Genomic DNA, 13,378 nt, shown 5'->3' with positions numbered 1-13,378 from the left:
GCCTGCCCTGGGTGGGGCTGGCGGTGCTGCTGCTGCACGCCCTGACGCGCCGCACGATCACACCGTTTCTCTATGGCCTGACGGCGCAGGGGCTGGACTTCACGGTCGATCCCCGCCTGGCGGAAGGTGCGGCCAGCACCGACCCCAGCGTGCGGGTCCTGGGCGCGCAGGTGGATGCGGGGTGGAGCGCGGCCTTCCGCGACTGGATGAACCGGAACCTGCGCTACCCCATGCGGGCGGCGCAGCTGGGCGAATCCGGGACGGTGCGGGTGCAGGTGATCGTGGAGCCCAACGGCCAGGTGCGAAGCGTGCGGCTGACCGGCCCCTCGACCTCGCCTTCCCTGAATTTCGGCACCACCTTCCCCTTCAGCGGCGCGACCCTGCCGGCCTTCCCGCCGCCGGTGGACCCGAACGGCGTCACCATCGACCTGACGGTGAATTACGTGCTCATCCGGCGCTGATCGTCCCAAAAAAGATCATTTGGTAGAAGCCTCGCTTCCAATTGCTGGACTGGTTAAGAGGCGTTCAATCAATTTTCTGCGATCAGGGCACGGTGCTCTCCAGCTTCTCGAAGTGGCGGTATTTCCGCCCCGTGGTGATCGTCGGCGCTGTCGCCCTTGTGGTGGGCGGCGCCGGATCGGCGTGGCTGCTCGGCGAAGGGTTTGTCCGGGTGCAGGAAGACCTGCAGACCGGTGCCGGCTTCGAACGCGCGGAATCCACGGCGCGCGTGGCGGAGCAACTGCTGCTCCGCAACCTCGACGACATGGCGACGCTGCGGTTGCTGGCCCAGCAATGGGTGCTGATGGACGACGTCGCCGATGCGGTCCTGCGCCGGCAGATGGAGACGACGCTCCGGCATCTCGTGCGGGATCGCGGGGAGCGCCGGACGCCCTTTCGCAGCGTGGTGATCCTCGGGCCGGACGGGCGCATGCAGTGGTCCTCCATCCCGGATTCCATGCGGTTCGAAGCCAGCGACCGCGACTACTTCATCGCGCTGCGGGATGGCTTCCGAGGCACCTTCGTGACCGCACCGATCGCCGGGCGGGGCACCGGCGGCACCATCATCCTGGCCGCGCAGCGCTTGCAGGATGCGGCGGGTGATTTCGGCGGCGTCATGCTGGTGGGTCTGCGGCCGGAAGAACTCCGCCACGCCCTGGCGCCGCTGGCGGAGCGGGAAGGCGATGTGGTCGCCGTCATCCGCCGGCAGGGCGATGCGCTGGTCCGGGCGCTTCGTGGTCCGCAGGCCGGCGGGGTGCCAATCGCGGGCCCGGTTCCGGCCGGCGGCAATCCCTGGACCAGGGAACTCGACGAAAACGGGGAATACACGGCACGCGGCCGCAACCCCTTCACGCAGGCGGAGACGTTGCGCGCCGGCCGCCTCGTGGCGGATACCAACCTGGCCGTCTTCGTCGCGGTCGATGCGAAGTCGGAGTTGCGGGGCATTCCGGCGTTGCGGAATTCGGTCCGGATGTCGGTGCTGGGCGGTCTGCTGGCTGGTTTGCTGGCGGTGGCGGGCGGCGTCGCCATCTCCCGCGCCCGACGGCTCAAGGTCGAGGCGAGTGCACTGCGCCAGGGGCGCGGGCAGGTGGAGCGACTGCATGGTGGGCTGCCCGTGGTCCTGTTCCTGCGGGAATCACTCGGCCCGCGCGGCCCATCGCGCCTGCTGTACCGCGGCGGCGACATCGACCTGGTGACGGGCTGGCCGGATGGCCGGCTGGGCGGGACGGCGGATTGGACGCCCTACCTGGCCAAGGGCACGCCCTGGATCGACGATTGCATCGCGGATGCGCTGGCCCATGGCTCCATCGAGTATGACTGGCAGCTTCGCCAGCCCGATGGGTCCGCCCGCCGCATGTCCACCGTGCTGGTTCGCGTCTCCGTCCATCCGAACGGGGGCGGGGAGGTGGTGGGCTATACCCGCGACGTCTCCGCGCAATACGAGGCGTCGCGCCGTGCCGAACAGGCGCGGATCGAACTCGACCAGACCCTGGCCGCCGCGCCGGTCGTGGTCTTCAGGGGCAGCGCCCAGCCGGATGGCAGCTTCCGCAAGACCTTCGTCAGCACCGGGATGGAACGGCTGACGGGGTGGCCGATGGAAACCATCAACCAGCCGGGCGGCCTGCGCTCCATCCTCGGGAATCCGGAACGTCTGGCCGCCGACGTGGTCGCCCTGCTGGCGGAGGGCAAGGTCAGCGGCGACTACACGATGCGCTGCCGCGACGGGCGCCTCATCACCGTGGCGGTGACCATGACGGTGATGCGCCGCGCCGCGGATGGCCGGACGGAGGTGGTGGGCTACATCGCCGATGTGACGGCGGAGCGGGAGGCCAAGGCCCGCGCCATCACCAGCGCCCGCCTCGCTTCCCTGGGGGAGATGTCGGCGGGCCTGGCGCATGAATTGAAGCAGCCGCTGCAGGCCATCACCCTGGCGGCGACCAACACGCAATCGGCGGTGGAGCGCGGCGATACCGCGGCAGCCAGCCAGCGGCTGCAGCGCATCATCGGCTACGCCAAGCGCGCGGCGGAGGTGATCGAACATCTCCGCCGCTTCGCGCGCGGGCCGGAGGTCGGCGGCGAGCCCCAGCCGGTGCCGGTGAAGGCCGCGATCGAGGGCGCGCAGTCCCTCGTCGCCAGCAGCCTGCGCGATGCCATGGTGCAGTTGGTCGTCACGCTCGGGGACCCGCCGCCCGTAGTGCTGGGGCATCTGGTGGCGCTGGAACAGGTGCTGTCCAACCTCATCATGAATGCGCGGGATGCGGTGGTGCAGACCGCCGCCGAGGAGCGGCCGCGGCGGATCGAGGTGAGCGCCGTGGCGGATGCGTCCGCCGGCCTGGTCAGCATCACCATCGCCGATACCGGCGGCGGGCTGCCCGATGCGGTGCTGGCGCGGCTGTTCCAGCCCTTCGTGAGCACCAAGGGACCGGATCTCGGCACCGGGCTCGGCCTGTCCATCTGCCACGGCCTGGTCACGGGCATGGGCGGCACGATCAGCGCGGCGAATGAGGGGCCGGGTGCGGTGTTCCGGATCAGCCTGCCGGCGGCGCCGGCCCAAGCCAGCCTGCCGGCGGCGCCGGCCCTGACGTAGGCGTTCAGCCCCTGCCGCGCTGCTGGGCCGCCATGCGCACCGCGGCGTTCACAGCGCCGAAGCCGGCATAGCCACCCTCCCGCTCCGTGATCTCCAGGAAGAAGCGGTCATGGAAGGGCGCGGTATAGGCGTGCAGGAACACGCCGCCGCTGCCGTCCTGGTCGAACAGCAGGTGGCGTTCGCGCAGCCCCGCCAGCGCCGCATCCCCGAGCCCCACGCGCGCGGCCAGGTCCTCGTAGTAGTTTTCGGGAATGTCGAGCAGCGGTGCGGCGCGGGTGGAAGCGGCATCCACGACCGAAGCCGCGTCCCTCGTCGAGAAGGCGATGTGGTGCACGCCGGCGCCGGCGAGGGCGGAGACGAAGCGGCCCGTGCCGGTGCGCGTGCTTTCCGAGACGTTGAGCGGGAGCCGTATGGCGCCGTCCCCGCCCGTGAAGGCGCGCGACCGCACCAGCCCGTAGGGGTCCGGCAATTCCCAGGGCGCATCGGCTTCCAGCCCGAAGACCGCGCGGTAGAACAGCACGAAGCTGTCCAGCATGCCCGGCACCAGGGCCTGGGCCACGTGGTCGATGCCGGTCAGGTCGCCCTTCTCCTCCCCCGCATCGGGCAACAAATGGAAGTCGTCCTCCCAGATCGGCGTCGGGCTCGGGGATTGCACGAGGTAGATGAGGGTGCCGTCCGGCGCGCGCACGGCGGGGATGCGGCGCTCGCCCTCGCCGACCCGCTCCCGGAAGGTCGGGCAGCGCAGCGCCTCCGCGCGCGCCACCACGCGGGCGGGATCATCCACGCGGAAGGCCATGGCGCAGACGCTCGGGCCAAGCTGGGCGAAGCGTTCCGCCGCGGCGCTGTCGGGTTCCGCGTTCAGCACGATGTTGGCGCCGCCATTGCGCCACAGCTCCACGGCCTTCGACCGGTGCGTGCCTGCCCGCCGGAAGCCCAGCGCCGCGATGAAGGCGGCGAGTTCGGCGCGCGCCGTCTCATCCACCGCGAATTCGACGAACTCGATCCCCGCCAGCTTCGGCACCGCCGGCAGCGGAGCGACCTTCGCCTGTTCGCCGAGCCAGACCAGGCTGCGCAGCCCGTCGCGGGCTATGCGACGAGAGGGGGCGGCACGGAATTCGTCGTTGAAGATCTCCAGCGACACCGGCCCGGCATAGCCGGCATCGAGCGTGGCGCGCAGGAAGCCCGCGACATCCAGCTCCCCCTGGCCCGGGAAGGTGCGGTGGTGGCGGGACCAGGAAAGCGGGTCCATCGTCAGCCGCGGCGCGTCCGCGAGTTGCAGGAAGAACAGTTTCTCGGGTGGCACCGCTTGCGACAGCCCGGCCAGGTCATCGCCGAGGCAGAGCGTGTGGAAGCTGTCCAGGATGAGGCCGAGCGCGGGGTGGTCGGCCTGCCGCACGATGCGCCAGGCCTGGCGCCATCGGTTGGTGTGGCGGCCCCAGGCCAGGGCCTCGAACCCCACGCGCAGGCCGCGCTTCGCCGCGCGCTCCGCCATCTCACGGAGGTCGGCCGCGGCGCGGGCGGGGTCGTCGATCGCGGCGGCCTGGGTGTTGGAGCAGACGAGGACGAGGTCCGTCCCCAGCGCCTGCATCGTGTCGAATTTCCGCTCCGCCCGGTCCATGTTCCGGGCGCGCGCGGGCTCGGGCATCGCCTCGAAGTCGCGGAAGGGCTGGAAGATGGTGATGGCCAGGCCGAGATCGGCGGCCATGCGCCCGGCCTCCGCCGGTGATCCATCGAAGGCGAGGAGATCCTGCTCGAAGATCTCCACCCCCTCGAACCCCGCGGCGGCGGCCGATTCCAGCTTGTCCGGGAGTGTGCCCGAAAGACAGACGGTGGCGATCGACCGCTGCATGCTTCCCATCCCTCAAGGCGCCGGGGCACGCATAGCGCATCCCGGTGCCGTGTGGGCTCCCCTTGCTAGAGCGTGATGTTGCGGCTGCGGATGATGCCGCGCCACTTGGCGTTCTCCGCCGCGAAATAGGCCGGCCATTCCGCGGGGGTGCCGACGACGGGCACGACGGCCAGCGCCGCCAGGCGCTCCCGCGTCTCCGGCGCTTCCAGCGCGGCCTTGGCCAGCGCGTTGGCGCGGTTGACGATCGCGTCCGGCAGCCCGGCCGGGGCCTGCAGGGCGATGTGCTCGTACACCTCGTATTCCGAGAATCCCTGTTCGCGGAAGGTCGGGATGTTCGGCGCCACCGGGCTGCGGTCGCGCGTCGAAATCGCCAGCGCCTTCAGTTCACCCGCCTGGATCAGCGGCAGCACGCCGGAGGCGGCCTGCACGATCATCGGCGTCTCGTTCGCCAGCACGCCCTGCACCGCCGGCGCGCCGCCGCGATAGCCGACATCGGTGAGCTGGAGGCCGGCCGCCTGCAGGAACAGCTCCGTCGCCAGATGGGTGGAGGAGCCGACGCCGGAATTGGCATAGGTGATGTTGGCGCCCGGGCGCTTCGCGGCCGCGACGAATTCGGCCAGCGTGTTCGCCGGGAAGTTCTTGTTGACGCAGAGGATCATCGGCATGGCGGCCATCAGGCCGATGCCGATGAAGTCGCGTTCGTTGTTGTAGGGCAGCTGCATCATGTGCGGCGCCATGGCGTAGGTGCTGACGGTGGAGACCAGCAGCGTGTAGCCATCCGGCCGCGCGCGGGCGACGGAGTTGAAGCCGATGGTGCCGTTGGCGCCCGTGCGGTTGTCCACCACGAAGCTGCGGCCGGTGTCGGAGGACAGGCGCGCGGCCAGGATGCGGGCGACCGCGTCCGTCGAACCGCCGGCGGCCCAGGGCACCACCATCGTGACGGGGCGGCTCGGCCAGGCATCCTGCGCGGCCGCGCCGCGGGCGATGAAGGGCACGGCGGCAAGGCCACCAAGCAGGCGACGGGTGATCATGGCAGTGTCTCTTCCCCTTTGGTTCGTCTGGGGCCGGCCCCGGGATGGGGGCCGGCCGGGCAGGCACGTTTTACCGATGTTGCGGGATCATTCCAGGGTGATGCCGCGGCTGCGGATCACCTCGCCCCATTTGGCGCTTTCCGCCGCCAGGTATTCCGGGAACTGTTCCGGCGTGCCGTCCATCGGCACGATCGCGACCTGGCGCATGCGGTCGATGACGTCCTGCGTGCGCAGCACGGCCGACTTGGCGGCGGCCAGGCGCGCGATGATGGCGGGCGGCGTGCCGGCGGGGGCGAGGAGGGACCAGTTGGTCGTCGCCTCGAACCCCGGGAAGCCGGATTCGGCGATGGTGGGCACGGTCGGCGCCAGGGAATTGCGTTCCAGGCTGCTGATGCCGATGGCGACGATCTGGCCGGCCGCCATCAGCGGCAGGGCCGTGACGCCATCCACGAAGGCGACCTGCACCTCATTCGTCACCAGCGCCTGCACCGCCGGCGCGCCGCCGCGATAGGTGACGTTCAGGATGTCGATCGCGGCGGCCCGCAGGAACAACTCCGTCGCCAGATGGGCGGAGGAACCGGCGCCGGAGGAGCCGTAGGAAAGCCTGCCCGGCTCCGCCTTCGCGCGCGCCACCAGGCCCGCGATATCCGTCACGCCAAGCGCCCGGCTGACGCAGAGGAAGATGGGGGAGATCGCGACGCGTCCGATGCCCACGAAGGCGCGTTCATCGTCATAGCCGCGCTGCGGGAACAGATGGCGGGACATGGCGTAGGTGGAATTCACGCCGAGCAGCAGCGTGGTGCCATCCGGCCGCGCGCGGGCGACGGAGGCATGGCCGATCGTGCCCGACGCGCCCGGCCGGTTGTCCACCACGACGTTGCCCGGGAGTTCCCGGGACAGCCCCTGCGCCAGCAGGCGCGCGGTGAAGTCGGAAGACCCGCCAGGCGCCCAGGAGACGACGAGGCTGACGGGGCGCGTGCCGGGCCAGGCATCCTGCGCGGAAGCGGGGCGCGCGGCGGCGATCAGCCCAAGCGAAGCGGCGCCGAAGCCGCGGCGGGTGAGGTTGGTCATTCCTGTTCTCCGTTCCTCCGGCCCGGGGCTTCGCGCAGGGCGCGGCCATCGGTTCCGTTGACGTGTATGTACTGGTTAGTCCATAAAATAGGCAAGCCCTTTCTGAAGGGGCCGCGATACGCGAGGATGCGTTCATGCCCGACAGCCTGCCGACCGCTTCCGTCCTCGCGCCCCTCAAGGAAAAGGGCCTGATGCTCGGCCTGATCGGCGCGGGCATCCAGGCCAGCCGCACGCCGGCGCTGCACATGGCGGAGGCCGCTTCGCAGGGCTTTCCCTGCGTCTATCGGATCATCGACCTCGATCGCATTCCGGGGGGCGCCGCGACGCTGCCGGAATTGCTGGTGGCGGCGGAGAGGATGGGCTTCGCGGGGCTCAACATCACCTTCCCCTGCAAGCAGCAGGTGATTCCCCTGCTGGATGAGCTGTCGCCGGAGGCAGCGGCGCTGGGCGCCGTCAACACGGTGGTGCTGCGGGATGGCAGGCGCATCGGCCACAACACGGATTGCAGCGGCTTCGGGGAGAGTTTCCGCCGCGGCCTGCCCGGCGTGGCGCGCGGGCGCGTGGTGCAACTGGGCGCGGGTGGCGCCGGTTCCGCCGTGGCGCAGGCGCTGCTGGATGCCGGCGTGCAGCGCCTGGCGGTGCATGACGTGGATGCGGCCCGCGCCGGTGAACTCGCCGCATCGCTCGCGGCCCGCTTCGGGGATGGCCGCGCCGTGCCGGTGGCCGATCTGGCGGAGGAGGTCGCGCAAGCCGATGGCCTGGTGAACTGCACGCCGGTCGGCATGGCGAAGCTGCCCGGCATGGCCCTGCCGCCGGCGATGCTGCATGGCGGGTTGTGGGTGGCGGAGATCGTCTATTTCCCGCTGGAGACGGCGCTGCTGGCGGCCGCGCGTGCCCTGGGCTGCCGCACGCTGGATGGCGGCGGCATGGCGGTGTTCCAGGCCGCGCACGCCTTCACGCATTTCACCGGCCTGGTGCCGGATGCGGAGCGGATGCTGGCCGGGTTCAGGGCGGCGCTGCGGGGCGGCTGATTATTCCGCAACGATGGGAACCCGGCGCACCCCTGGGGTGTTCAGGGACCGGACCCATCAACCGGAATACGCCGCATGCCCCGCCAATCCGTCATCCTCGTCGTCGCGCTGCTCGCCGCCATCGCCGGCGGCGTCGGCGTCTGGGCCTACAACCAGAACAACACCGTGCTGGACGTGAATGTCGGCGGCCAGAACTTCACCGTGCAGACGCGCTGATCCCATGAGCCTCGGCACCATCCTGGTCATCGCGCTCATCATCCTGCTGCTCGGCGGGTTCAGCGGGCGTTTCGGCGGCTATGGCTACGGCTTCGGCCATGGCGGCGTCGGCGTGCTCGGCACCGTCCTCATCGTCATCATCGTGCTGATGGTGCTGGGGCGGATCTGATCAAGGCGCGAGATAGCGCAGCACCGCCGTCACCATCATCTCCCGCTGCCGCGCCGCGGTGGCGGGCTCCATCGTGTCCCGCCCGAAGATGGCGCCCAGCGTGTGGCGGTTGGAGATGCGGTAGAAGCAGAAGCTACTGATCAGCATGTGCAAATCCACCGGGTCCACGCCCCGGCGGAAATCGCCGCTCGCCTCGCCGCGCTTCAGCAGCGCGGTCATCCGCCCGATCACCGTCGCGTTGCGCGTGCGGATCTCGGGGGACTGCTTCACGTTGCTGGCCTCGTGGATGTTCTCCACGCTGATGAGGCGCACGAATTCGGGATGCGCGGCGTGGTGGTCGAAGGTCACTTCGACCATGCGGCGCATCGCCTCGGCCGGCGGCAGGCTGTCCAGCGCCAGCGCGGCCTCGGCATCGCGCATGCCGCCATACATCTCCTCCAGCACCGCGGCGTAGAGCTGCTCCTTCCCCCCGAAGTAATAGTAGATCATGCGCTTGGAGGTCGCGGTCCGCGCCGCGATGTCGTCCACGCGGCCGCCGGCGTAGCCCTTGGCCGCGAATTCCGCGCGCGCCGCGTCCAGGATGGCGCGCCTGGTCGCTTCCGGCGCGCGGGTGCGGCGGGGGGGCTGGGGTGCGGTGGACGTTTCCATGGTCTGGACTCTACGGTGCGTCCATCCTGGCGCAAGCACCCGCATGGACGCGGCGGACGACCGGCGGTAGGCCTGGGGAAAGAACGCAGGACCGTCCCATGCAGCAGCACGCCCCGAACCCGAATGGCATCGGCCAGCCCATCCGCCGGTTCGAGGATGCGCGCCTGCTGCGCGGCCAGGGCCGCTACACCGACGATCTGCGCGCGCCGGATGCCGCCCATGCGGTCTTCCTGCGGTCCCCCCATGCCCATGCGCGCATCGTCGCCATCGATGTGGCGCCGGCGCTTTCCCTGCCCGGTGTCATCGCCGTGCTGACGGGGGAGGATGCGGTGGCGGATGGCATCGGCACGCTGCCCTGCGCCGTGCCGCGCCAGCGCCCCGATGGCAGCCCCATGCCCCGCCCGCCCTACCGCCCGCTGGCCGTGGGCGCCGCGAAGCATGTCGGCGACCCCGTCGCCCTCATCGTCGCGGAGACGAAGCAGCAGGCGCGGGACGCGGCGGAAGCGGTGCTGGTGGAGTGGGAGGTGCTGCCCGCCGTGACCAGCGCCACGGTTGCGCTGGCGGAAGGCGCGGCCGCGGTCTGGCCGGACCTGGCGCCGGACAACATCTGCTTCGGCTTCTCCCAGGGCGATGCCGCGGCCGTCGGCGCCGCCTTCGCGCGGGCCGCGCATCGCGTCACGCTGGATTTCCGCATCAGCCGCGTCTCCGCCAACCCCATGGAACCGCGCGCCGCCATCGCGGAATGGGACGAGGCGGAGGGCCGCTGGACGCTGCGGAACGGCACGCAGGGCCCGCACAACCTGCGCGACACGCTGGCGCCCGTGCTGGGCGCGGGATCATCGGCACTGCGCGTGGTGGCCCCCGACATGGGCGGCGCCTTCGGGCTGCGCAGCCACCCCACGCAGGAACAGGCCGCGCTGCTCTGGGCGGCGAAGCGGTTGAACCGCCCGCTGCGCTGGGTGGCGGATCGCAGCGAAGCCCTGCAATCCGATGCCCATGCGCGGGACAATGACAGCACGGTGGAACTGGCGCTGGATGCCGAGGGAAATTTCCTCGCGCTCCGCATCCGCACCGTCGCCAATCTCGGCGCCTATCTCGCGCTGCTGACGCCGCATTCCTCCACCAACAATCTCGGCGGCCTGGCCGGCGTCTACCGCACGCCGGCCATATATGCCGAGGTGCTGGGCGCCTTCACCAACACCCAGCCCACCGCCCCCTATCGCGGCGCCGGCCGGCCGGAGGCGACCTATGCGATCGAGCGTGTGATCGACATGGCGGCGCTGCACCTGGGCATGGACCGTGCCGCGCTGCGCTGGAAGAACCTGATCCAGCCGACCGAATTGCCGTTCCGCACGGGCCTGGTCTTCACCTATGACAGCGGCGACTTCCCGCGCGGCATGGCGATGGCGCTGGAAGCCGCCGATGTCGCCGGCTTCCCCGCCCGCCGCGCGGAAGCGGCAGCGCGCGGCATGAAGCTCGGCCTCGGCATCGCCAATGCCATCGAGATCAGCGCCGGCCCCGCGAAGACGCCGGGGGAGGAAGGCGTCGAGATCCGCTTCGGCTCCGACGGCCATTGCACCCTGCTGCTGGGCGGCCACAGCCACGGCCAGGGGCATGAGACGGCCTTCCGCCAGATGGCGGCGACGATGCTCGGGCTCGATCCGCTGAAGGTCCGCGTGGCCTTCGGCGACACGGATGCGCTGCCGCATGGCCGCGGCACCTTCGGCAGCCGCTCCATCATCGCGGGCGGCACGGCGATGACGGTGGCGTCCCGGCGCATCATCGATCGCGGCCGCCACATCGCCGGCCTCATGCTGGAAGCCGCCGGCGCCGACATCGATTTCGCCGATGGCCGCTTCACCGTGGCCGGCACCGACCGCGCGGTGACCATCGAACAGGTGGCGCGCGCGGCGCATGTGCCGGGCGGGCTTCCGCAGGGGGAGGAGAAGGGCTTCCACGCCACCGCCATCGTCGCCCCGCAGGACGCGACCTTCCCGAACGGATGCCATCTGTGCGAGGCGGAGGTGGACCCGGAGACCGGTGCCGTCGCCATCACGCGCTACACGGTGGTGGATGATGTCGGCACTGTCGTGAATCCCCTGTTGCTGAAAGGCCAGATCCAGGGCGGCGTCGCGCAGGGCCTGGGCCAGGCGCTGATGGAGGAGGCCGTCTTCGACGCGGAGACGGGGCAGCTCCTCGCCGCGTCCTTCATGGATTACGCGATGCCGCGCGCGGTGGACATGCCCTTCGTCGCCGTGCAGTCCAACCCGCAGCCCACGCCGATGAACCCGCTCGGCGCCAAGGGGGCCGGTGAGGCCGGGACGGTCGGCGCGCTGCCCGCCATCATCTCCGCCATCTGCGACGCGATCGGCGTCGCGCATATCGACATGCCCGCGACGCCGGAACGGATCTGGCGCGCGATGGCGTGAAACCGCGGCGCGGCCTTGCGATCCGGTAATCCCGCGCGGGTTCCATGCCGCCTGCGTTTTCTGCCGGCTGTTGCACGGACGACTTGATGCCGAGTTGAATTGTATCCGCCGCCGCAGGCGCGATGATCGCCGCATTCCAGGGACATGAGGGCGGCGTGATGGACGATGTGGTGCGGCGGATCCTCGACGAACGGGGCGACCTCTCGGTGCCGGCCGCGCAGCTCGGCCTGGTAGCCGACCTGTTCGATGCCGGGCTCTCCTCCTTCGGCGCGGTGGAGGTGATGGTGGGGCTGGAGGAACATTTCGGTTCAAGTTTCCCTGATCGGTTGTTGCGGCGGGAAACCTTTTCCACCATCGGCGCGCTGATCGGTGCGGCGGAGGAACTGCACCGGCACTCCCTCGCCGCCTGAATCCAGGCCGCCGAGAGGGAACAGCATGGAAAGCGCAACACTCGCCATCACGGCCAATCCGGCCGATGTCTTCCGGGAAGAACTGATCCATCACGGCCACCTGCTGCCGACCGGCGTCGATGGCCTCTATGGACGCGGCGAGGCCTTCGAAAGCGTCGTCGCCGCGGTGGACACCATGGTCGGCCGCCTGGCCGGCGACGACCGGGTGGAGGTGCTGCGCTTCCCCCCCGCCATGTCCCGCGCGGGGTTCGAGGCCAGCGGCTATTTCCGCAACTTTCCCCAGCTGACGGCGGGGGTTTCCTGTTTCTGCGGCGACGATGCCGCGCATCGCCGCGCGCTGGCCTGCACGCCGGAACAGGGTGGCTGGGCCAGCCACATGCAGCCCGCCGACGTCATGCTGACGCCGGCTTCCTGCTACCCCGTCTATCCCATCGTCGCCGCGCGCGGCCGTCTGCCGGAGGAGGGATGGCTGGTGGACAGTTCTTCCTACTGCTTCCGGCGCGAACCCTCGGTCGATCCCGTGCGGATGCAGATGTTCCGCCAGCGCGAACAGGTCTGCTTCGGCACGCCCGGCCGCATCCGCGAATTCCAGTCGCGCTGGATGGACCGCGCCATGGCGATGTTCGCATCGCTGCACCTGCCCGCGGCCACCGACATCGCGAACGATCCCTTCTTCGGCCGCGCCGCGCCCCTGATGCGCGACGGGCAGCGCAGCCAGCGCCTGAAGTTCGAGATCCTGGTGCCGATCAGCGACCCGGATCGCCCCAACGCCTGCGGGTCCTTCAACTACCACGTCACCCATTTCGCGGAGGCCTACGGCATCCAGGGCGCGGATGGCGAACCCGCCCATACCGGTTGCGCCGGCTTCGGGCTGGAACGCATCGTGCTGGCACTGCTGCGCCACCACGGCATGGACCCCGTCCGCTGGCCCGGTGCCGTCCGCGCGGCGTTGTGGCCGTGAGGGGCCAGGCACCACCCCGCGCCGTGCCGGTCACCGTCGCGGGCTGCCATGGCTGGTTCCATCCCGCCTCCGGTGAGCCAACCGACCGCGGCGTCATCCTGGTGGGGCCGGAGGGGCATGAGGCGCTGCTGGCCCATCGCGGGCTGCGCGACCTTGCGACGCGATGCGCCGCGCTCGGCCTGCCGACGCTGCGCCTGGACCACCCCGGCGCCGGCGACAGTCCCGGCGATCGCTTCCGGCTTGAAACGGCGCGGGGCGCCATCCTGGAAGCGATGGGCTGGATGCGGGCGGAGGCGGGGTGCCAGGCAGTGGCACTGGCCGGCCTGCGCCTCGGCGCCTTGCTGGCCGCCCAGGCGGCGGCGCGGCGGCCGGGGGAGGTCACCAGCCTGCTGCTGCTGGTGCCCGTCGCCCAGGGCCGCGCCCATCGCCGCCAGATGCTGCTGGCCGCCGAGGTCGGCGGAGGCCGTGACGACCGCGC

At 70.8% G+C, this 13,378-nt stretch carries 13 protein-coding genes; 9 read left to right on the top strand and 4 right to left on the bottom strand.

What is annotated here, in order from left to right; translation table 11 throughout:
- On the top strand, positions 1-461 hold a 461-nt coding region (locus KUG39_RS16955), incomplete at its 5' end, for a TonB family protein (RefSeq protein ID WP_216918407.1).
- Positions 462-553: 92 nt separating this feature from the next.
- Positions 554-3,085, top strand: a complete 2,532-nt coding sequence (locus KUG39_RS17665; protein ID WP_216918405.1) for a sensor histidine kinase — start codon at positions 554-556, stop codon at positions 3,083-3,085.
- Positions 3,086-3,089: 4 nt separating this feature from the next.
- Here KUG39_RS17665 and KUG39_RS16945 read toward each other — a convergent pair whose 3' ends face one another.
- The 3 genes from KUG39_RS16945 to KUG39_RS16935 all read right to left on the bottom strand — a co-directional run bounded on the left by KUG39_RS16945 (position 3,090) and on the right by KUG39_RS16935 (position 7,036).
- Positions 3,090-4,934, bottom strand: a complete 1,845-nt coding sequence (locus tag KUG39_RS16945) for a bifunctional sugar phosphate isomerase/epimerase/4-hydroxyphenylpyruvate dioxygenase family protein (RefSeq protein ID WP_216918404.1) — start codon at positions 4,932-4,934, stop codon at positions 3,090-3,092.
- Between the two features lie 65 nt (positions 4,935-4,999).
- A complete protein-coding gene (locus KUG39_RS16940; protein WP_216918402.1) occupies positions 5,000-5,965 on the bottom strand; it encodes a Bug family tripartite tricarboxylate transporter substrate binding protein in 966 nt (321 codons plus the stop codon).
- Between the two features lie 87 nt (positions 5,966-6,052).
- Positions 6,053-7,036, bottom strand: a complete 984-nt coding sequence (locus KUG39_RS16935; RefSeq protein ID WP_216918400.1) for a Bug family tripartite tricarboxylate transporter substrate binding protein — start codon at positions 7,034-7,036, stop codon at positions 6,053-6,055.
- 134 nt (positions 7,037-7,170) lie between these two features.
- Between KUG39_RS16935 and KUG39_RS16930 the strand changes: the two genes are divergently transcribed.
- The 3 genes from KUG39_RS16930 (at position 7,171) to KUG39_RS16920 (ending at position 8,452) form a co-directional block, all read left to right on the top strand.
- Positions 7,171-8,067, top strand: coding sequence for a shikimate dehydrogenase (locus KUG39_RS16930; protein WP_216918398.1), 897 nt, complete (start codon positions 7,171-7,173; stop codon positions 8,065-8,067).
- 75 nt (positions 8,068-8,142) lie between these two features.
- On the top strand, positions 8,143-8,283 hold the full coding sequence (locus tag KUG39_RS16925) for a hypothetical protein (RefSeq protein ID WP_216918396.1): 141 nt from the start codon (positions 8,143-8,145) through the stop codon (positions 8,281-8,283).
- A 4-nt stretch (positions 8,284-8,287) separates the two neighbouring features.
- Positions 8,288-8,452 carry a DUF3309 family protein gene (locus KUG39_RS16920; RefSeq protein ID WP_216918394.1) on the top strand — a complete coding sequence of 55 codons (165 nt, stop codon included), beginning with the start codon at positions 8,288-8,290 and terminating at the stop codon, positions 8,450-8,452.
- Here the strand turns inward: KUG39_RS16920 and KUG39_RS16915 are convergent, their stop codons facing one another.
- On the bottom strand, positions 8,453-9,100 hold the full coding sequence (locus tag KUG39_RS16915; RefSeq protein WP_216918392.1) for a TetR/AcrR family transcriptional regulator: 648 nt from the start codon (positions 9,098-9,100) through the stop codon (positions 8,453-8,455). It lies immediately after the preceding gene.
- 98 nt (positions 9,101-9,198) lie between these two features.
- Here KUG39_RS16915 and KUG39_RS16910 point away from each other — a divergent pair, with 98 nt between their 5' ends.
- The 4 genes from KUG39_RS16910 to KUG39_RS16895 all read left to right on the top strand — a co-directional run.
- Positions 9,199-11,529, top strand: a complete 2,331-nt coding sequence (locus tag KUG39_RS16910) for a xanthine dehydrogenase family protein molybdopterin-binding subunit (protein ID WP_216918391.1) — start codon at positions 9,199-9,201, stop codon at positions 11,527-11,529.
- A gap of 122 nt (positions 11,530-11,651) precedes the next feature.
- Positions 11,652-11,939 (top strand): acyl carrier protein, encoded by a 288-nt coding sequence (locus tag KUG39_RS16905; protein ID WP_216918389.1) that lies wholly within the window; start codon positions 11,652-11,654, stop codon positions 11,937-11,939.
- A 25-nt stretch (positions 11,940-11,964) separates the two neighbouring features.
- On the top strand, positions 11,965-12,900 hold the full coding sequence (locus tag KUG39_RS16900; protein ID WP_216918387.1) for an amino acid--[acyl-carrier-protein] ligase: 936 nt from the start codon (positions 11,965-11,967) through the stop codon (positions 12,898-12,900).
- Between the two features lie 23 nt (positions 12,901-12,923).
- On the top strand, positions 12,924-13,378 hold a 455-nt coding region (locus KUG39_RS16895; RefSeq protein ID WP_216918385.1), incomplete at its 3' end, for an alpha/beta hydrolase family protein.

Source organism: Synechococcus sp. CCAP 1479/10, assembly GCF_019038515.1.
Classification (GTDB): Bacteria; Cyanobacteriota; Cyanobacteriia; order PCC-6307; family Cyanobiaceae; genus Cyanobium.
This window is presented reverse-complemented; position numbering and strand designations above follow the sequence as displayed.

Excerpts from the sequence above, each read along its gene's own strand:
- KUG39_RS16925 (WP_216918396.1), top strand. The coding sequence starts at position 8,143 with ATGCCCCGCCAATCCGTCATCCTCGTCGTCGCGCTGCTCGCCGCCATC.
- KUG39_RS16910 (WP_216918391.1), top strand. The coding sequence starts at position 9,199 with ATGCAGCAGCACGCCCCGAACCCGAATGGCATCGGCCAGCCCATCCGC.
- KUG39_RS16935 (WP_216918400.1), bottom strand. The coding sequence starts at position 7,036 with ATGACCAACCTCACCCGCCGCGGCTTCGGCGCCGCTTCGCTTGGGCTG.
- KUG39_RS16905 (WP_216918389.1), top strand. The coding sequence starts at position 11,652 with ATGATCGCCGCATTCCAGGGACATGAGGGCGGCGTGATGGACGATGTG.
- KUG39_RS16945 (WP_216918404.1), bottom strand. The coding sequence starts at position 4,934 with ATGCAGCGGTCGATCGCCACCGTCTGTCTTTCGGGCACACTCCCGGAC.
- KUG39_RS16930 (WP_216918398.1), top strand. The coding sequence starts at position 7,171 with ATGCCCGACAGCCTGCCGACCGCTTCCGTCCTCGCGCCCCTCAAGGAA.
- KUG39_RS16940 (WP_216918402.1), bottom strand. The coding sequence starts at position 5,965 with ATGATCACCCGTCGCCTGCTTGGTGGCCTTGCCGCCGTGCCCTTCATC.
- KUG39_RS16915 (WP_216918392.1), bottom strand. The coding sequence starts at position 9,100 with ATGGAAACGTCCACCGCACCCCAGCCCCCCCGCCGCACCCGCGCGCCG.
- KUG39_RS16920 (WP_216918394.1), top strand. The coding sequence starts at position 8,288 with ATGAGCCTCGGCACCATCCTGGTCATCGCGCTCATCATCCTGCTGCTC.
- KUG39_RS16900 (WP_216918387.1), top strand. The coding sequence starts at position 11,965 with ATGGAAAGCGCAACACTCGCCATCACGGCCAATCCGGCCGATGTCTTC.